The organism is Pseudomonas sp. F220 (assembly GCF_057813935.1).
This window is the reverse complement of record NZ_JBVASJ010000008.1, coordinates 51609-70432: the sequence shown is the minus strand read 5'-3', so window position 1 is coordinate 70432 and position 18824 is coordinate 51609. Positions and strand designations below refer to the sequence as shown.

Here is an 18824-nt window from a genome sequence, read left to right as displayed (position 1 = left end):
AATTTTGCGCAAACAAAAAAAGGCGTCCCGCTAGTTACCTAGCGAGGACGCCTTTGTCCTGATCCCGTTCTCTCGGGAAGCACAGCCTTCGTCGTTGAAGGCTGCGCTTTATGTCTGTTGAAGGAGGTAATGCAGCGGTTGTGCCAAGTTGTACGCAGAGTGGTTTTATTGGGCGTTGAGCCGTGATTCAGCGTTTGGTTTGAGTTTTATGCACCGATTCAAGGCATCGCGCACGCTAGTGGAGCGCAAAATCCTGTAGCAGCTGCCGCCAGGCTGCGTTCGGCTGCGAAGCAGTCGCAATCCAGGCGACTCCATTTTTTTGCCAAAAACGCGGTATGGCTTTTTACGACCGCTTCGCCCGAACGCGGACCGAGCCGAACGCAGGCTTCGCCAGCTGCTACGAAAAGCGCGTGCTCAACCATGAAACACCCAATACAGCAGCACCAGATTGATCAGCAACGACACCAGTGCCAAGGTCCGCCAAACCTTCAGTGGCTCTCGTTCCAGTAGCGGCTTGGGCCGAACGCTCAAACTGCGTCTTTCTCCCTGTTCCAATAGCAGCAACCATTCCTCTGCCGTTTCAAAACGCTGAGCGGGATTGACTGAAACCGAACGCTCCAGGCTTTGCTCCAGCCAATCCGGAAGGTCCGGCCGATAGCGATTGGCGCTGACTGGCACCCCGAAGCGTGGTCGTTGAAAGGCTTCGATTTCCCCGAAGGGATATTGCCCGGTCAGCAGGAAATATAAGGTCACGCCCACCGCATACAGATCCTGTTGCGGCGTTGGCGTGTTGCCATTGAAGGCTTCCGGGGCAATGTAGCTAGGCGTTCCAGGAAGCAAGTGCGCCTGGTCCTCCGAGAGCCCAGGGCAATACGCCAGACCGAAATCCAGCAGACGCAATTCGCCGTCCTCACCCAGCAACAGGTTTTCCGGTTTGATATCCCGGTGCAGGATCTGCCGTCGATGCAGCATGCCCACCGTCCGCAACAGGCGTTCGGCCAGTTCCTGCCATTGAGCCAGTGGCAGCGGACCGTTTTGTGCGAACAGCTCGGCCAGGGTCAAACCTGGGTATTCGCGCATCACGTAGTACAAATGCTGACGCTGACTGGCGGCATGCACTTCGGGGAAGTGTCGACCGGCGACCCGCCGCAGAAACCATTCTTCAGACAGCAGACCTTGCCCGGCCTGGTTATCGTCATGCAGGTGGGCCGGTAAGGTTTTCAGCAGCCAGGGTTGCTGTTGGGCATCGCGAACGCGGTAGAGCAGAGACTGCTGGCTCTGCCCGAGTAATGCCTCGACCTGCCAGCCTTCGAACGACTGACCCGGCTTCAGCGCGGGCGGCAACGGCCATTGCTGTAAATGGATCAGCGCATCACCGATGTTCGCTTCACCGAGGGCATCGACCCGCACCAACAAGGCGCTGGCATTGTCCTGGCTGCCTGCCAGGTGCGCGGCGTTGACCAGCGTCTGCGCGGCGCTGTCGAGGTCGGGCTGGTCACGCAGGATCGCGGTGATCGCCATGTCGCCAAGGACTGCCCAGATGCCGTCGCTGAGCAGCACGAAGCTCTCACCCAGGCGCAGTTCACTGTCGAGAAAATCCAGCACCAGATGCTGATCCAGACCCAATGCGCGCTTGAGTACATGCTGCATGCCCGGTTGCTCCCAGACATGATCCTCAGTAATGCGCTGCAACTCCCCGGCGCACCACCGATAGACCCGGCAGTCGCCGACATGGGCAAGGGTAAAACGCCGGCCACGCAGCACCAACGCGCTGACGGTGGTGAGCAATGGCTGCCCGCCACCGTTGGCCTGTAGCCAGCGATTCTGTGCCAGCAACAACCGATCGAGGGCCTGAGCCACGCCCCAGGTTTCCGGCGTGGCGTAGTAGTCCAGTGCCAAAGCCTGCAAGGTCGAACGAGCGGCGAGGCCGCCGTCGGCGCACTGGCTGACGCCATCAGCGATGGCGAACAAATAGCCCTTACTGGCCGCCAGCGCAGGGGCTGGGGTGACCAGGCGCAGAGCGTCCTGATTTTCATCGCGTGGGCCGATGGCGCTGGCCTGGGCGAAAGTCAGTTGCAGGCTCATTAAGCGCTTAGACCCGCGCAGCGGTCACGGCCGCCGAACCCCACGTGGTTCTCCAGCGACGTTTGACCCCGTGCAGGCCGAACCAGGCCAGCACACCGAGACTGGCGAAAAACCAAAGCGCCAGTTGATAGCTGCCGGTGCTCTGTTTGATCGCGCCCATGCCGGCCGCCAGTGCGAAGCCACCGATGCCACCAGCCATGCCGATCAGGCCAGTCATCACGCCGATCTCCCGACGAAAACGCTGCGGTACCAATTGGAAGACCGCGCCATTACCGGCACCAAGACCGAGCATGGTGCAGACGAAAAGGGCGAGGGCGGCGTAGGAGCTTGGCAAGTTGAAGCCCACCGCGGTCATGCAGATCGCCGCCAAAGTGTACATGCCAAGCAACGTGCGAATGCCACCGAAGCGATCCGCCAGGGCGCCACCCAGCGGGCGCATCAGGCTGCCACCGAACACGCAGGCAGCGGTGTAATAGCCAGCGGTTACCGGGCTCAGGCCGTACTGGTCGTTGAAGTAGCCGGGCAGGGAGCTGGCCAGGCCGATAAAACCACCGAAGGTCACACTGTAGAAAAACATGAACCACCAACTGTCGCGATCGCCCAGTGCCTTGAAGTAGTCAGCCATGGATTTTGGTTTTGGCCGCTCAGGGGCGTTTTTGGCCAGCCAGGCAAAAACTATCAGGGTCAGGATCAGCGGAATCAGGGCGAAACCGAACACGTTGCTCCAGCCAAAAGCTGCCGCCAGTACGGGGGCAATCAACGCCGCGAACACCGTGCCGGAGTTGCCCGCACCGGCAATGCCCATGGCCTTGCCTTGATGCTGCGGTGGATACCACTGCGAGGCCAGAGGCAGCGCGACAGCGAACGACGCACCGGCCATGCCGAGAAACAGGCCGAGCACCAGTGCTTGTTCATAGCTGTGAATACCCAGCTTCCAGGCGCCGAACAGCGCGCAGATGACGATGACCTGACCGATCAGTCCGGCGGTTTTCGGTGACAGGCGATCCGCCAGCAAGCCCATCACAAAGCGCAGAAAGGCCCCCGCCAGAATCGGCGTGGCGACCACCAGCCCGCGTTGTTGGGTGGTCAGTTGCAGGTCGGTAGCGATTTGCACCGCCAAAGGGCCGAGCAGGTACCAGACCATGAAGCTCAGGTCGAAATAGAGGAAGGCCGCGAACAATGTCGGGGTATGGCCGGATTTCCAGAAGCTTGATTTCATCGCGCACCTCAGCTGTGAAGAGTCTCGAAAGGAGTCGTGAGCTTTCAGGTGGGGCGCCCGTAACGGCCGCGCCACCGGCCCCGGGCTATGGGGCCAAAACGAAAAAACGCCGCAACCCGATGCGCTTTCGCGAAGGGGTGTGCGACGTCTTTGTCGTAGGTGGGGCAACCGCCGTTGGTTACCTGTGTGGTTTACATAGCGAGATCTGTGCCAACAGGTGAAACCGAGTTGCGGCCAATCGCGAGCAGGCTCGCTCCCACAGTTGATTTATGTACGACGCAATTCCCCTGTGGGAGCGAGCCTGCTCGCGAAGACGCCCTCACAGACGCAACAGAACTTCAGCCAAGCAACTCACTCATGGCAATGATCTGTTCAGCCACTTGAATCAGCTTCTGCTGGCGGCTCATGGCCTGGCGGCGCATCAGGGTGTAGGCCTCTTCCTCTTTGCAGTCCTTCATCTTCATCAGCAAGCCTTTGGCCAGTTCGATGCGCTTGCGCTCGGCGAGTTGCTGGTCGCGGGCCTGGAGCTGTGCGCGCAAGGCCTGGTCGCTTTCGAAGCGGGCCATGGCGACGTCGAGGATCGGTTGCAGGCGCGAGGCGAGGATGCCTTCGACGATGTAGGCGCTGACCCCGGACTTGATCGCCTGGCGCATTACGTCCGGGTCATGTTCGTCGGTAAACATCACGATCGGCCGTGGCTGGTCGCGGCTGACCAGCACCACTTGTTCCATCACATCGCGGCTCGGTGACTCGGTATCGATCAAAATCACATCCGGACGCACCGTTTCGACGCGCGCCGGCAGATCGATGGTCAGCCCGGATTCGTCGATTACGTCAAATCCGGCCTCGGTCAGGGCAGCTTTGAGCCGTCCGACTTTCTTTGCCGTGTCGTTGATCAGCAGGATACGCAACATGTTCGCAGGCTCCTGTCAGCGGCTGGCGAGAAGGGCGGAGGGGGCGTTCATAGCGTGCAGTGTGAAGCTGCGGGCATAGCCGGCCGGGTCCGAACCGTCCCAGATCTTGCCGTCGATCAATTGGCTGCTGCGCATCGCCTCGCCAGAGTGACTGACACCGACGGCGCTGGCGGCCTCGCGATACAGCTCCAATTGCTGAACCTGACGGGCGACGCCGAGATAGTCCGGGTCGTCGCGCAATAACCCCCAGCGGCGGAACTGGGTCATGAACCACATGCCATCGCAGAGGTACGGCAGGTTGACCTCGCCCGCACCATGGAAGCGCAGCGCATAAGGGTCTTGCCAGCGATTGCCCAGGCCGTCGGCATAGTCGCCGAGCAGCCGCGGCTGGATGCAGTCCACAGGCGCGTCCAGATACTCGCGTGCGCTCAACAGTTGCGCGGTGCTTCGGCGGTTCTCGGTGCTCTGGTCGATAAAGCGGCTGGCTTCGAGGATCGCCATGACCAGTGCGCGGGCGGTATTGGGGTACTGCTCGACAAACGCACGCGTGCAGCCCAGAACCTTTTCAGGATGATTGGGCCAGATGGTTTGAGTGGTGGCCATGGTGAATCCCAGATCCTGCTTTACCGCGCTGGCGCACCACGGCTCGCCGACACAAAAACCGTCGATGCGCCCGGCCTGCAGGTGCGCGACCATCTGCGGCGGTGGCACCACTACGCTGTCGACATCCTGCAACGGATGGATGCCTTGGCTGGCGAGCCAGTAATAGAGCCACATGGCGTGGGTACCCGTGGGGAAGGTCTGGGCGAAGGTCAGCTTTGCGCGACTTTGGTGCACGTGCTGGTGAAGCGCTTCAGGACTGGTCACGCCAAGAGCTTGCAGGCCGTGGGACAGGTTGATGCTTTGGCCGTTTTGGTTCAGGCCCATGAGCACGGCCATATTGGTGGCTGCGACGCCGCCGATGCCCAGGTGCACGGCGTAGATCAAACCATACAGGCTGTGGGCGGCATCCAGTTCGCCGCTGACCAGCTTGTCCCGCAGGTTCGCCCAGGATGACTGGCGCTTGAGATTAAGGGTCAGGCCGTAGGGTTGGGCGAAGCCCTGAGTGGCGGCGACCACCACCGAAGCGCAATCGCTCAGGGCCATGAAGCCAAGGTTGATCGCGCTTTTTTCCGGGGCATCGCTGCCGTTGACCCAGGCCAAGGGGCCTGCAGGAAATTCATTCATCAGGTGTGCACCCTCCATAAAAAAGCGTCGTACCCAGGTCCCTTGCCAAAGCAAAAGCGGGTGACGACGCCGTTGTCCTTTTCAATAACAACGTGGGACTCATCCCGCCGTTGGCATGAGTGCTGATGCAATCGATGGTGCAAGGCATATGCCATTCACCGTTGATTTCATCGCGTACCTCGCTTGCGGCCCCGTTGCCCGGCTATAATCGCCGGCTCATTTCGCCGCCAACCGAGTCAAGCCCGCCCATGTACACCCTGGCCCGTCAGCTGTTGTTCAAACTCTCCCCGGAAACCTCCCACGATCTGTCCCTGGACCTGATCGGCGCGGGCGGGCGTTTGGGCCTCAATGGCTTGTTGTGCAAGGCGCCAGCGCGGATGCCGGTGAATGTCATGGGGTTGGATTTCCCCAACCCGGTCGGTTTGGCGGCAGGCCTGGACAAGAACGGCGCGGCCATCGATGGTTTTGCCCAGTTGGGTTTCGGCTTCGTCGAGATCGGCACCATCACCCCGCGTCCACAACCGGGTAACCCGAAACCGCGGATTTTCCGCTTGCCGCAAGCCCTGGCGATCATCAACCGCATGGGCTTCAACAACCTCGGCGTCGATCACTTGCTCGCGCGGGTGGCAGCGGCCAAGTACAAGGGCATCCTGGGCATCAATATCGGCAAGAATTTCGACACCCCGGTTGAACGCGCGGTTGATGATTACCTGATCTGCCTGGATAAAGTTTACGCCCATGCCAGCTATGTGACAGTCAACGTCAGCTCGCCGAACACCCCGGGCTTGCGCAGCCTGCAATTTGGCGACTCGCTCAAGCAACTGCTCGAAGCCCTGCGTCAGCGCCAGGAAGACCTGACGCAGCGTTATGGCAAGCGAGTGCCGCTGGCGATCAAGATCGCTCCGGACATGACCGATGAAGAAACCGTGCAGGTGGCGCAAGCGTTGATCGAGACGGGCATGGATGCAGTGATCGCCACCAACACCACGCTGAGCCGCGTTGGCGTCGAGGGTATGGAGCATGGCGACGAGGCGGGCGGTCTGTCCGGCGCGCCGGTTCGCGACAAGAGCACCCACACCGTCAAGGTACTGGCTGGTGAATTGGCCGGCCGCTTGCCGATCATCGCCGTGGGCGGTATCACCGAAGGCAAGCACGCGGCTGAAAAAATCGCCGCTGGCGCGAGCCTGGTGCAGTTGTATTCGGGCTTTATCTACAAGGGACCGGCGCTGATTCGTCAATCGGTGGATGCGATTGCAGCGCTGCGTTAAGTCTTTGTAGGATTGCGTGATGGCTTACAAAGTGAGCAGGAATAAAAAAGGGCTCCTTGAAGGAGCCCCTGGGCCGTAGCCCGCCGCCCGGATGGGACGTGCATGGTTAAGTCGTTGCGTATTCAGATTGTGGTGTCGGAATGTGTGCCCCGTTTAGCCGACGGCGTGAAGTTCGTTGAGTCTATGGATTCCCGCAGTGCCGGTCATACCGTCCCAGTTGTCGCCGCGTCCTTCTCGCCAGCCGTTAATCCAGGCTTGACGTACCGACGGTAGAGTAAATGGGCAAAGCTCACGGGATTTGCCACCAACGCCATATTGATATCCGCGTAAAAATGCTCTTTCCAACGGATCACGCTTAAGTCTTCTCATAGGGTGTTTCCCTCACTTGTTGACTGTGTAATGTCCCGTCGACCTCAATCGAGGTCGGGCAGAAATTTTCTGCCGTTGGCGGCTCGCTGCCGGCGTGGCGAGCCAAGGTGTTGACGTCATTGCGGCGCCAACCTGTATTGAGTTCTAACCAATGCGTCACATCGAGGGAATGATCGTTTTGTCATAAGGACGTAACGATAATGGTGTTAAGGCCATAAGTAAGACGGGTTTCGCGACCTGCTTTTTGAGCAAAGCCCGCTATGATCAGGCTCCCACTAGATGATGAGGTTAATTCTCTAGTGCGAATGTCGACCTGTTGTCGTCGGGTATTATTCGACGAAGGGTCGAAATATGACATTTTGTTGCACCGAATTTTTTATCTGCCTCTGCATCTAAGCTCATTTAACCTCTTGGTTGGCGGAGCAGCCGGGGTGGGACGGCACACTTTCGTGCCACGCGAGCGCTCTTCAAGAAAAGCGCTTGATTGAAAACCGAACGGACAATGCGTTGCCCGTTCACTACTGCTCTTAAAGGCCCTGGAACTCCCATGTCGGATCGTTACGAACTCTTCCTCACTTGCCCCAAAGGCCTCGAAGGCCTGCTTATCGAGGAAGCCATCGGGCTTGGCCTTGAGGAAGCGCGCGAGCACACCTCGGCCGTGCGCGGCATGGCCGACATGGAAACGGCTTATCGCCTGTGCCTGTGGTCGCGTCTGGCTAACCGGGTGTTGCTGGTCCTCAAACGCTTCCCGATGAAGGACGCCGAAGACCTCTACCACGGCGTGCTGGATGTCGAGTGGCAGGACCATATGCTTAATGACGGCACCCTGGCGGTAGAGTTCAGCGGCCACGGCTCGGGCATCGACAACACCCACTTTGGCGCCCTGAAGGTCAAGGATGCGATTGTCGACAAGCTGCGCACCCCGTCGGGCGAGCGTCCATCCATCGACAAGATCAATCCGGATTTGCGCATTCACCTGCGTCTGGACCGTGGCGAAGCGATTCTGTCTCTCGATCTGTCTGGCCACAGCTTGCACCAGCGCGGTTACCGTCTGCAGCAAGGTGCGGCACCGCTGAAGGAAAACCTCGCGGCAGCGATTCTGATTCGCGCCGGTTGGCCGCGCATTGCTGCTGAGGGCGGCGCGCTGGCTGACCCGATGTGCGGTGTGGGCACCTTCCTGGTGGAAGCGGCGATGATCGCCGCCGACATGGCACCGAACCTGCGACGTGAGCAGTGGGGCTTCACCGCCTGGCTCGGTCACGTGCCGGCGCTGTGGAAGAAACTCCATGAAGAAGCCACGGAGCGTTCCGCCGCCGGTCTGGCCAAGCCACCGCTGTGGATTCGCGGTTATGAAGCCGATCCACGGCTGATTCAGCCGGGTCGCAACAACATCGAACGTGCCGGTCTGAGCGATTGGATCAAGGTCTACCAGGGCGAAGTCGCGACCTTCGAGCCGCGTCCGGACCAGAACCAGAAAGGTCTGGTGATCTGTAACCCTCCCTACGGTGAGCGTCTGGGTGATGAGGCGAGCCTGCTCTATCTCTACCAGAACCTCGGCGAGCGCCTGCGTCAGGCGTGCCTGAACTGGGAAGCGGCGGTATTTACCGGCGCGCCGGACCTGGGCAAGCGCATGGGCATCCGCAGCCACAAACAGTATTCGTTCTGGAACGGCGCCTTGCCGTGCAAATTGTTGCTGATCAAGGTCACGCCGGACCAGTTCGTCACTGGCGAGCGTCGCACCCCGGAACAGCGTCAGATCGAGCGCGAGCAAGCCGCGGTCGTAGAAGTTGCGGACAACATCGAGGCGCCGGGCAAGTACGAGAAGTACAACAAGAACGGCAATCCGATCAAACCGGTTGCGCCGGTCATCGAGCAGGCACGCCTGAGCGAAGGCGGACAGATGTTCGCCAATCGTCTGCAAAAAAACTTGAAGTTGCTGAGTAAATGGGCCAAGCGTGAAGGTGTCGAGTGCTATCGCGTCTACGATGCCGATATGCCGGAATACTCGATGGCCATCGATCTGTACAGCGATTGGGTTCACGTCCAGGAATACGCCGCGCCGAAAACCATTGATCCGGAAAAAGCCTCGGCGCGTATGTTCGATGCCCTGGCGGCCATTCCCCAAGCCTTGAACATTGATAAAAGTCGCGTGGTCGTCAAGCGTCGCGAGCGTCAGAGCGGCACCAAGCAGTACGAACGTCAGAGCGCCCAGGGCAAGTTCACCGAGGTCAATGAAGGCGGCGTTAAACTGCTGGTCAACCTGACCGACTACCTCGACACCGGGCTGTTCCTCGATCACCGGCCAATGCGCCTGCGGATTCAGAAAGAGGCCGCCGGCAAGCGTTTCCTCAATCTGTATTGCTACACCGCGACCGCCAGCGTGCACGCAGCCAAGGGCGGCGCGCGCAGCACTACCAGCGTCGATTTGTCGAAAACCTATCTGGATTGGGCGCGGCGCAACCTGTCGCTCAATGGTTTCTCCGACAAGAACCGTCTGGAGCAGGGCGACGTAATGGCCTGGCTGGATACCTTCCGCGACGAGTTCGACCTGATCTTCATTGACCCGCCGACTTTCTCTAATTCCAAGCGTATGGAAGGGATCTTCGACGTGCAACGCGACCAGGTGCAATTGATCGATCTGGCGATGGCGCGTCTTGCCCCTGGCGGTGTGTTGTATTTCTCCAACAACTTCCGCAAGTTCCAGCTCGAGGAAAACCTCACCACGCGTTATGCCGTTGAGGAAATCACCGCTCAAACCATCGACCCGGATTTTGCGCGCAACGGCAAGATCCACCGCGCCTGGAAAATCACCGCCCGCTAAATGCCGATTGGATCCATAGAGCCTTGATTTTTAAAGGCTCTTGGGTCTTTTTGCACTGGTTAAATTACTGGCTAATAGCTATAACTCAGTCAAAGCCCATGTGACGCCCAAGCTCGCTGGCGTTATGAGTTCTGCTTATGTCGTTGCATGCCGTGCGCCCGAAAATTTTGGGATTCATCAGCGAAAATATTTCGGTCTGGCTGGTCGCGATACTGGTATTGCTAGCCGGAGCTATTCTGACGGGATTGCTGGCCTGGGCGACGCTCAATCTGTATCAGCAGCAATTGCGTCAGCGCTTCCAACTGCTGGTCAGCGAGCGTTACAGCCGGCTTGAAGATCGTTTCGACGATCAGGAGCAGCGCCTCGACAGTTTGCGGCGATTTTTCATCAGCTCTGATTCGGTAACCCGCCAGCAATTTGATGGCTACGCCAAGCCATTGTTACGCCGAACTCAATCCTACTATTGGGCGCCGCGAGTCACTGGCGCAGAACGCCCGTTGTTCGAGCGCAAGGTGCGAGCGCAAGGGTTGGTGGATTTTTCCATTCGTGAGTTGAATGCTGCGGGCCAATTGCAACTGGCTGCCGAGCGCGATGAGTACGTGCCGGTGTTGTTCGGTCAGACGCAAAGTGTTCTAGGCGTACCGTTTGGCTATGACTTGCTGGCCCAGCCTTTGCGTCGCTCCACCCTGGAGCGTGCCCGCAACCTCGGATCTCTAGCGGTCTCGCAACCGATGGATATGGTTGGGATCGAGCCTGCCTATGCCCGCGGCGTGCTGTTAGTCGCACCGGTCAGCATGCGCTCATCCAGCGCAAGTCCGACATCTGAACCCTATGGTTACGTCATGGCAGCGATCAGCATTCGTCAGCTGGTGGCTGACGGTTTGCCCGAGGCGAGTCATGACAACCTGGCGGTACGCATTCTCGATCTGTCCACCGGCGACGAACACGAAGTGCTCTATGAGTCGGACAATCGGCCGGCGCAAAGTGAGTTGTCGGCGACGCGTTTGCTGCGCTTTGCGGACCACGATTATCAGGTGGATATCCGGCCCAGCGCGGTATTCCTGCAGGCCAATCATTCTTCGGCCATCAGCCTGGTGGTGTTGGGCAGTCTGCTGAGTGTCCTGCTCAGCGCCTTACTCTATGTATTGGTCAGCCAGCGAAAACGGGCCTTGGCGCTGGTTGAGCAACGCACCCGTGAATTGCGCCTGCGCGAGCAGGAACTGCGCGGTGCTCATGGACAACTGCGCAGTGTGTTGAATGCGGCGACGCAGGTGGCGATTATCGCGACGGATTTGCGCGGTGTGATCAGCACCTTCAATGCCGGTGCCGAGCAAATGCTCGGTTATCGAAGTGTCGATGTGCTGGAACACATGACGCTGGAAAGCCTGCACCTGCCCACTGAGCTGCAGGCGCGAGCGGCGGAACTGAGTCGGCGTTATGGAAAACCGATCCCGATGGGCCAGGCGATGCTTGTCGAGGGCGACGAAGAGGGGGGGCATGAAGCTCGCGAGTGGACGCTGGTCCGTCAAAATGGCACCCATCTGACGGTGGATATGCTGGTGGCGCCGGTGCTCGATGAGCTGGGCCTTTGGGTTGGGCATCTGGCGATTTGCATTGATGTTACCGAGCGCAAACGGGTACACGAAGCGCTGGCGGCTCGGGACAGTTTGCTGAAAAAACTCAGCGCCCATGTGCCGGGCGGGATTTACCAATTCAAGATGGCGGCCGACGGCACGTTCAGTGTCATCTATGCCAGTGACGGCATTCGTGAAATTTACGAGCTTGAGCCGGATGCGCTGCAAAAAAACGCGGAGGCGATTTTCGAGCGAATCCATCCTCAAGACTCGGCCAGAGTCCGCGCCTCGATTCGTTCTTCAGCCCAGAAGCTTAGCCCGTGGCGTGAGGAATACCGTGTGCAGCTACCGCAGCGAGGGCTGCGCTGGGTGCGTGGTGAGGCGACGCCGGAAGAGTTGCCGGGTGGCGGGGTGCTCTGGCACGGCTATATCTCGGATATTTCTGATCTGAAGCGGGTTGAGGAAGAACTGCGCGCGCTTTCGGTTACCGACTCCCTGACCGGGATTCACAATCGGCGTTATTTCCAGGAGCGCCTTACAACCGAAATGGCCCGGGTTGAGCGTAATGTCGGAGAGCTGGCGGTAATCATGCTCGATATCGACCACTTCAAGCGCATCAATGATCAGCACGGTCATGCCGTGGGTGATCGAGTGCTGCAAAGTGTCTGTCAGCGCATTGGCCAACGCTTGCGGCGCACCGATGTGTTCTGCCGTTTAGGGGGCGAGGAGTTCATGGTGCTTTGTCCGGACACCAACGGGCAGCAGGCTTGTATCCTTGCGGTGGAGCTTTGGCAGGGGCTGCGCAGTTCGCCGATTGATGGGGTGGGTACAGTGACAGCGAGCTTCGGGATTGCCAGTTGGCGGGCAGGTGAAGGGGCTGATGCGTTGCTGTTGCGGGCTGATTCTGGGGTGTACGTGGCGAAGCAGGCGGGGCGGGATCGGGTTGAGGCGGAGTTGAAGTAGGTAGGGCTGCACGCAATCCCATGTGGCGAGGGGGCTTGTCCTAACGCTGCCCCCCCTGTAGGAGCGAGCTTGCTCGCGATGGACTCAAGGGCGACGCGTTTACTCAGAAAACACGCGTTATCGTTAACGTCCATCGCGAGCAAGCTCGCTCCTACAGGCATTGGGACAAGCCCCCTCGCCACATGGATCCGCAGGGTTAAAGCGCCGAAGCAGTCGCCGCCAATTTTGGCTGACGGTAAAGATCCAGCAGCACCTGATCGAGCACCGAAGACGCGCCAAATGGCTTCGGATCATTGAGGATCGCCACCACCGCCCAAGTGTTGCCGTTGCTGTCGCGGCTGAAGCCGGCGATGGCGCGTACGGTGTTCAGGGTGCCAGTCTTGATATGCGCTTCACCGGCCATGGCTGTGCGTTTCAGGCGTTTGCGCATGGTGCCGTCCGTGCCGGCAATTGGCATCGAACTGATGAACTCCGCCGAGTACGGGCTTCTCCAGGCCGCCTGCAGCATAGCGCCCATTTCCCGGGCGCTGACTCGTTCGGCGCGGGACAGGCCGGAACCGTTTTCCATGACCAGATGCGGCGCAGTAATGCCTTTCTTCGCCAGCCACTGGCGTACTACGCGTTGGGCGGCTTTGGCGTCGTCGGCGTCGGCGTCGTTGCGAAATTGGGCGCCGAGGCTGAGGAACAGCTGCTGGGCCATGGTGTTGTTACTGTATTTGTTGATGTCGCGGATGATCTCAGCCAGATCCGGTGAGAACGCCCGGGCCAGAACCTTGGCGTCTTTGGGTACGGGGGCCAGACGATCCTTACCCTGAATGCTGCCGCCCAGTTCCTGCCAGATCGCTCGCACGGCGCCGGCGGTGTAGGTCGCGTGGTCGAGCAGGGACAGATAGGTCTGCGAGCTGCAGCCGTCGCCCAACTGACCGTTGACCGTCACGCTCACGCCACCGTCGGCCTGGGTGATAGGGCTGTAACGCACGTTGCCGGTGCACTGCTTGGTGTCGACGGCTTTGACCTGATTGTCGATGTGAATGCTGGCAATCGGTGGCTCGACGGAAATCAGCACCTTACCCGAGTCGTTGCGGGCGACGAAGCGCAGCGCCTTGAGGTTGACCATCAGCGAGTCGGGTTTGACCAGGAACGGTTTGTTCTCGTTATTGCCGTCGTCATTGAACTCCGGCAATTGCGGTTGCACGAAGAAATTGCGGTCCAGCACCAGGTCGCCGGTGACTTGCTGCACGCCATTGGCCCGCAGGTCACGCATCAGCAACCAGAGCTTTTCCATGTTCAGCTTCGGATCGCCGCCACCCTTGAGGTACAAATTGCCGTGCAGGATGCCGCCACTCAGGGTGCCGTCGGTGTAGAACTCGGTTTTCCACTGATGGTTCGGGCCGAGCATTTCCAGCGCGGCGTACGTAGTAACCAGTTTCATGGTCGAGGCCGGGTTGACTGACACATCGGCGTTGAAGATCGTCGGCGTGCCGGGGCCGTTGAGCGGAATCATCACCAGGGACAGGGCGTTGTCCTGCAGTTTGCTGGCTTTGAGCGCTTGTTGAACTTTAGGTGACAAAGCGGTGTTGATCGGGGCGGCGGAGACTGGCAGTGCCAGGGGCAGAAGAAGACTGGCGAGCAGCAATGGACGCAAAGATTTGATCATGTGAAGTAAAACCCTACAGCCGAGGGGGAAAAAGACGAGGGCATGTTGATAAATTCCCTCAGTGGTCATGAAAGTGTCGGCATTATGCCCCAAGGCATAGCGGCTTGTGCCGTGCCCTGTGCCTCTAATCGGCTATTTTTTTACAGACGGCGGACGTAAGGCCCTATAGAAGCGGGCAATCGGTTGCTTAAACTGCTAAAGTGCCGCCCGTTATTACTTATGAGGATTGTTCCATGGCGACTAACCGTTCCCAGCGTCTGCGCAAAAAACTGTGCGTAGATGAATTTCAAGAGCTGGGTTTCGAGCTGAACCTGGATTTCAAAGAAGATTTGGCTGATGAGGCTATTGACGCTTTCCTCGAGTCGTTCCTGAATGAAGCGATGGAAGCCAACGGCCTCGGCTATGTTGGCGGCGATGACTACGGTCTGGTTTGCCTGATCAAACGTGGTTCGGTCAGCGAAGAGCAGCGCGCTCAGGTTGAAGCCTGGCTCAAAACCCGCACCGAGCTGACCAGCGTTGAAGTCAGCCCGCTGTTGGACGTCTGGTACCCGGAAAAGCCAATCAATCCGGTAGCCTGATGTCATGAGTCAGCGGCCCGTTCGGGCCGCTGATTCGTTGCTGCTCTGTAGCAGCTTTTCTATTTTTCCCTTCTGATTTGTTTATGCCTCGGGCCTGTTTCCCGGTATTTTGTGTGGGCGTCGGAAATTTCGTCATACCCGGAATTATTGTCGGCGATGAGGCCGCCATCGCGAGCAAGCTCGCTCCCACCCTAGATCTTCTGTGAGCACACTATTTGTGAGCAGCAGAGATCAAATGTGGGAGCGAGCTTGCTCGCGATTGGTTCTTGGCGTTTCGAATAACCTAAGCCTTACGCCAATTCAGAATCACCAACGTCAACACCCCCGCCACAATCCCCCAGAACGCCGAACCAATCGAAAACAGCGTCAGCCCCGATGCGGTAACCATGAAGGTGATCAGCGCAGCTTCGCGTTCTTTTACTTCGTACATAGCGATGCTCAGGCCATTGATGATCGAGCCGAAGAGGGCCAGTGCGGCAATCGACAGCACCAGTTCTTTCGGTAACGCAGCGAACAGCGCGGCCAGCGTCGCGCCGAACACCCCGGCAATCCCGTAGAAAATCCCACACCAGACCGCAGCGGTGTAGCGCTTGTTACGATCTTCATGGGCATGAGGGCCGGTGCAGATAGCGGCGCTGATCGCAGCAAGGTTGATGCCGTGGGAGCCGAACGGCGCCAGTAATAGCGAGGCGATGCCGGTGGTGGTGATCAGTGGTGAGGCCGGAACGTTGTAGCCGTCGGCGCGCAACACAGCGATGCCCGGCATGTTCTGCGAGGTCATTGCCACCACAAACAGCGGAATGCCGATGCTGATGGTCGCGGCCAGAGAGAAATGCGGAGTGGTCCAGATCGGCGTCGCCACTTCCAGGCTGAAACCGCTGAAGTCCAATAACCCCATCAGACCGGACAACGCCGTGCCGATCAGTAGAGCACCGAGTACTGCATAGCGGGGCGACAGGCGCTTGATGATCAGGTAGGTGAAAAACATCCCCAGCACCAGTGCTGTGCGGTGTTGCGCGGCGACGAAAATTTCGCTGCCGATCTTGAACAAAATGCCGGCCAACAACGCTGCGGCCAGCGAGGCAGGAATACGCTTGACCAAGCGTTCGAAACTACCAGTCAGCCCGCAGATGGTTACCAGCACCGCACAGGTTATATAGGCGCCGATGGCTTCGCCGTAGGTCACGCCGCCCAGGCTTGTGATCAACAGCGCCGCGCCCGGGGTCGACCAGGCGATGGTGATGGGCGTGCGATAGCGCAGGGACAGGCCGATGCTGCACACCGCCATACCGATCGAGATCGCCCAGATCCACGACGAAATTTGCCCGCTGGTTAAACCGGCAGCCTGACCTGCCTGAAACATCAGTACCAAAGAGCTGGTGTAGCCGGTCATCATCGCGATGAAGCCGGCGACAATGGCTGATGGCGAAGTGTCGGCCAGTGGGCGTAACAGCGCTGGAGTAGCGTCGGTCATGAAGCGGTGTTCCTTGTGCTGGTGAAGATGTCCGGGGTGCCTTAACCGTAGGAGCTGCCGCAGGCTGCGATCTTTTGATCTTTTGATCTTTCGGGATGTGCAGAGCTCCCGAAAAGATCGTCCGAGCGCGGCCCGAACCTGCGGCAGCTCCTACAGGGGGTGGTGTTAACCTCAGATTCTGTGCCCAAGCCTAAACTCAAACGTAACCGACCATTGCAATACAGCCGTGGCTGTAAACAGCCGTACAGTCGTGTTCGCACAACCGGTTGTGTACAATGTGTCATGTTTTTTACGCGATACTTGCCCGCGACCTGCTGTGTCGTACTACAGTCACGGTTAATTCGCCGCAGTTTTCTCAACTCGAGTGCCCATGAACGAACAGTTGCAGCCCCTCAAGAAACAACCGCGAGCAGGCAAAGCCGGCCGCAGCGGAACCCAGGACGATATTGTCTACGCGCATATCTTTGAGGCCATCCTGGAACAGCGTCTGGCGCCTGGCACGAAGTTGAGCGAAGAGGCGCTGGGGGAGATTTTCGGGGTCAGTCGCACCATCATCCGTCGCGCCTTGTCGCGTCTGGCTCATGAAGGTGTGGTGTTGCTGCGGCCCAATCGGGGGGCGGTGGTCGCCAGCCCGAGCGTCGAGGAAGCCCGGCAGGTGTTCCTGGCACGGCGTCTGGTTGAGCGGGCGATTACCGAATTGGCGGTGCAGCATGCGACGGCCGAGGAGCTTGCGGAACTAAGGCAGATGGTCAACGACGAGCGCGACAGCTTCTCGCGCGGCGATCGTGGGGCGGGTATCAGGCTTTCTGGCGAGTTCCACTTGAAGCTGGCTGAAGCGGCGAAGAATGCGCCGCTGATCAGCTTTCAGCGCAGTCTGGTGTCCCAGACTTCATTGATCATCGCCCAGTACGAAAGCGGCAACCGCTCGCATTGTTCCTACGATGAACACACTCAATTGATCGATGCCATCGAGGCTCGCGACGCTGAGTTGGCGGTGCACCTGATGATGCATCACATGGATCACATCGACAGCAAACTCAACCTCGACGAAGAAAGCGCTTCGGACGATTTGCACGCGGTGTTCTCGCACCTGTTGCAGACCAAGAAGCCAGGGCGTTCAGCGGCGAAACTGTAAATTGCGAAGAGCGCGCCCCCCCCTGTAGGAGCGAGGCTTGCCCGCGATCGGCTGCGCAGCAGTCGTAATGCTGCCGACTCGTTCTACCTGATATAGCTCGGTTGCAGGATTTGCGACCGCTGCGCGCTCGATCGCGGGCAAGCCTCGCTCCTACAGGAATGTGAGGCCTGACAGACCAAAAAAATCCCCCACAGCCTCTACTCATGGCTGCGGGGGATTTTTTGTTTCCAGCCTTTAGCGCTGATGCACCAGATTTCCCGCCGCATAGGTCTGCAGCACAGTCCGGTCATCCCCCAGCGTCATCAGCACAAACAACGTCTCGGCAATGTTATTGGTCTGTTTCAGGCGATAGCTGAGCAGCGGCGTGGCGTTGTAGTCGAGCACCAGGAAGTCCGCGTCGGTGCCCGGTTGCAGGGTGCCGATCTTGTCTTCCAGGCGCAGGGCGCGGGCGCCGCCGAGGGTCGCCAGGTACAGCGATTTGAATGGGCTCAGACGAGCGCCTTGCAGTTGCATAACCTTGTAGGCTTCGTTCAAGGTTTGCAGCAGCGAGAAACTGGTACCGCCGCCGACGTCCGTGCCCAGACCGACATTCAATTTGTGCTTCTCGGCCATCGGCAGGTTGAACAGACCGCTGCCGAGGAAGAAGTTCGACGTCGGGCAGAAAGCGATTGCTGAACCGGCTTCGGCCAGACGCGCACATTCGTCGTCGCACAGATGCACGCCGTGGGCGAATACCGAGCGTTCACCCAACAGCTTGTAGTGGTCGTACACGTCCAGATAGCCACTGCGCTCCGGGAACAACTCCTTGACCCATTCGACTTCTTGCAGGTTTTCACTGATGTGCGTCTGCATGTACAGGTCGGGGTATTCGCTGAGCAATTGCCCGGCCAGTGTCAGTTGTTCCGGGGTGCTGGTTGGCGCAAAGCGCGGGGTCACCGCGTAGTGCAAGCGGCCCTTACCGTGCCAGCGTTCGATCAGCGCTTTGCTTTCGAGGTAGCTGGATTCAGCGGTGTCGGTCAGGTAGTCCGGCGCGTTGCGGTCCATCATCACCTTGCCGGCGATCATCCGCAGGTCCAGCTGTTCGGCGGCTTCGAAGAACGAGGTCACCGATTGCGGGTGCACACTGCCGAATACCAGCGCGGTGGTGGTGCCGTTGCGCAGCAGCTCCTTGATGAAAATGCCCGCGACCTCTTCGGCGTGGGCCTTGTCGGCGAACTGGCTTTCACAAGGGAAGGTGTAGGTGTTGAGCCAGTCCAGCAGCTGCTCACCGTAGGCACCGACCATGCCGGTCTGCGGTAGGTGGATGTGGGTGTCGATGAAACCGGGAGTGATCAGCGCATCCTGATAATGGGTGACTTCGATATCGGCCGGCAGGCTGGCGAGCAATTCAGTGGCATGACCGACGGCGCTGATCTTGCCGTTATCGATGACCAGCAAACCATCTTCGAAATATTTATAGGACGCTTCGATACCCACTTCAGCAGGGTCGGCGATGCTGTGCAGAATGGCGGCGCGGTAGGCTTTGCGAGTCAAAGGCATG

General features: G+C 59.2%; 13 protein-coding genes. 5 read left to right on the top strand and 8 right to left on the bottom strand.

Features of this window, described 5'->3' with window-relative positions:
* Positions 1–414: 414 nt before the first annotated feature.
* The 4 genes from ACZYSM_RS10055 to ACZYSM_RS10040 form a co-directional block, all read right to left on the bottom strand.
* Positions 415–2085, bottom strand: a complete 1671-nt coding sequence (locus ACZYSM_RS10055; RefSeq protein ID WP_489071265.1) for a bifunctional protein-serine/threonine kinase/phosphatase — start codon at positions 2083–2085, stop codon at positions 415–417.
* Between the two features lie 7 nt (positions 2086–2092).
* Entirely contained in the window at positions 2093–3304 is a 1212-nt protein-coding gene (locus ACZYSM_RS10050) for a nitrate/nitrite transporter (RefSeq protein ID WP_489071263.1), read from the bottom strand.
* A 338-nt stretch (positions 3305–3642) separates the two neighbouring features.
* Positions 3643–4218, bottom strand: a complete 576-nt coding sequence (locus tag ACZYSM_RS10045; protein ID WP_489071261.1) for an ANTAR domain-containing response regulator — start codon at positions 4216–4218, stop codon at positions 3643–3645.
* Between the two features lie 15 nt (positions 4219–4233).
* A complete protein-coding gene (locus ACZYSM_RS10040; protein WP_489071259.1) occupies positions 4234–5445 on the bottom strand; it encodes a CmpA/NrtA family ABC transporter substrate-binding protein in 1212 nt (403 codons plus the stop codon).
* A 248-nt stretch (positions 5446–5693) separates the two neighbouring features.
* Between ACZYSM_RS10040 and ACZYSM_RS10035 the strand changes: the two genes are divergently transcribed.
* Positions 5694–6713: a quinone-dependent dihydroorotate dehydrogenase gene (locus ACZYSM_RS10035; RefSeq protein WP_489071257.1), complete on the top strand. Its 1020-nt coding sequence runs from the start codon at positions 5694–5696 to the stop codon at positions 6711–6713.
* Between the two features lie 153 nt (positions 6714–6866).
* On the opposite strand, the gene rmf is transcribed toward ACZYSM_RS10035, so the two are convergent.
* Positions 6867–7082 (bottom strand): ribosome modulation factor, encoded by a 216-nt coding sequence (gene rmf / locus ACZYSM_RS10030; protein ID WP_003223300.1) that lies wholly within the window; start codon positions 7080–7082, stop codon positions 6867–6869.
* Positions 7083–7629: 547 nt separating this feature from the next.
* Here rmf and rlmKL point away from each other — a divergent pair.
* Positions 7630–9903: a bifunctional 23S rRNA (guanine(2069)-N(7))-methyltransferase RlmK/23S rRNA (guanine(2445)-N(2))-methyltransferase RlmL gene (gene rlmKL / locus ACZYSM_RS10025; protein ID WP_489071255.1), complete on the top strand. Its 2274-nt coding sequence runs from the start codon at positions 7630–7632 to the stop codon at positions 9901–9903.
* Positions 9904–10040: 137 nt separating this feature from the next.
* A complete protein-coding gene (locus ACZYSM_RS10020) occupies positions 10041–12440 on the top strand; it encodes a sensor domain-containing diguanylate cyclase (protein ID WP_489071253.1) in 2400 nt (799 codons plus the stop codon).
* Between the two features lie 196 nt (positions 12441–12636).
* On the opposite strand, the gene dacB is transcribed toward ACZYSM_RS10020, so the two are convergent.
* Positions 12637–14097, bottom strand: a complete 1461-nt coding sequence (gene dacB, locus ACZYSM_RS10015) for a D-alanyl-D-alanine carboxypeptidase/D-alanyl-D-alanine endopeptidase (RefSeq protein ID WP_489071251.1) — start codon at positions 14095–14097, stop codon at positions 12637–12639.
* A gap of 233 nt (positions 14098–14330) precedes the next feature.
* Here dacB and ACZYSM_RS10010 point away from each other — a divergent pair, with 233 nt between their 5' ends.
* On the top strand, positions 14331–14675 hold the full coding sequence (locus tag ACZYSM_RS10010) for a YggL family protein (protein ID WP_489071249.1): 345 nt from the start codon (positions 14331–14333) through the stop codon (positions 14673–14675).
* 283 nt (positions 14676–14958) lie between these two features.
* On the opposite strand, the gene ACZYSM_RS10005 is transcribed toward ACZYSM_RS10010, so the two are convergent.
* Positions 14959–16149 carry a benzoate/H(+) symporter BenE family transporter gene (locus ACZYSM_RS10005; protein WP_489071247.1) on the bottom strand — a complete coding sequence of 397 codons (1191 nt, stop codon included), beginning with the start codon at positions 16147–16149 and terminating at the stop codon, positions 14959–14961.
* A 370-nt stretch (positions 16150–16519) separates the two neighbouring features.
* Between ACZYSM_RS10005 and ACZYSM_RS10000 the strand changes: the two genes are divergently transcribed.
* On the top strand, positions 16520–17284 hold the full coding sequence (locus ACZYSM_RS10000; RefSeq protein WP_489071245.1) for a GntR family transcriptional regulator: 765 nt from the start codon (positions 16520–16522) through the stop codon (positions 17282–17284).
* Positions 17285–17518: 234 nt separating this feature from the next.
* On the opposite strand, the gene guaD is transcribed toward ACZYSM_RS10000, so the two are convergent.
* Entirely contained in the window at positions 17519–18823 is a 1305-nt protein-coding gene (gene guaD / locus ACZYSM_RS09995; protein WP_489071243.1) for a guanine deaminase, read from the bottom strand.
* Between the last annotated feature and the right edge of the window lies 1 nt (position 18824).

Bases quoted from the DNA above. Each gene is read 5' to 3' on its own strand.
- ACZYSM_RS10055 (WP_489071265.1), bottom strand. From the start codon at position 2,085: ATGAGCCTGCAACTGACTTTCGCCCAGGCCAGCGCCATCGGCCCACGC.
- ACZYSM_RS10050 (WP_489071263.1), bottom strand. From the start codon at position 3,304: ATGAAATCAAGCTTCTGGAAATCCGGCCATACCCCGACATTGTTCGCG.
- ACZYSM_RS10045 (WP_489071261.1), bottom strand. From the start codon at position 4,218: ATGTTGCGTATCCTGCTGATCAACGACACGGCAAAGAAAGTCGGACGG.
- ACZYSM_RS10040 (WP_489071259.1), bottom strand. From the start codon at position 5,445: ATGAATGAATTTCCTGCAGGCCCCTTGGCCTGGGTCAACGGCAGCGAT.
- ACZYSM_RS10035 (WP_489071257.1), top strand. From the start codon at position 5,694: ATGTACACCCTGGCCCGTCAGCTGTTGTTCAAACTCTCCCCGGAAACC.
- rmf (WP_003223300.1), bottom strand. From the start codon at position 7,082: ATGAGAAGACTTAAGCGTGATCCGTTGGAAAGAGCATTTTTACGCGGA.
- rlmKL (WP_489071255.1), top strand. From the start codon at position 7,630: ATGTCGGATCGTTACGAACTCTTCCTCACTTGCCCCAAAGGCCTCGAA.
- ACZYSM_RS10020 (WP_489071253.1), top strand. From the start codon at position 10,041: ATGTCGTTGCATGCCGTGCGCCCGAAAATTTTGGGATTCATCAGCGAA.
- dacB (WP_489071251.1), bottom strand. From the start codon at position 14,097: ATGATCAAATCTTTGCGTCCATTGCTGCTCGCCAGTCTTCTTCTGCCC.
- ACZYSM_RS10010 (WP_489071249.1), top strand. From the start codon at position 14,331: ATGGCGACTAACCGTTCCCAGCGTCTGCGCAAAAAACTGTGCGTAGAT.
- ACZYSM_RS10005 (WP_489071247.1), bottom strand. From the start codon at position 16,149: ATGACCGACGCTACTCCAGCGCTGTTACGCCCACTGGCCGACACTTCG.
- ACZYSM_RS10000 (WP_489071245.1), top strand. From the start codon at position 16,520: ATGAACGAACAGTTGCAGCCCCTCAAGAAACAACCGCGAGCAGGCAAA.
- guaD (WP_489071243.1), bottom strand. From the start codon at position 18,823: ATGCCTTTGACTCGCAAAGCCTACCGCGCCGCCATTCTGCACAGCATC.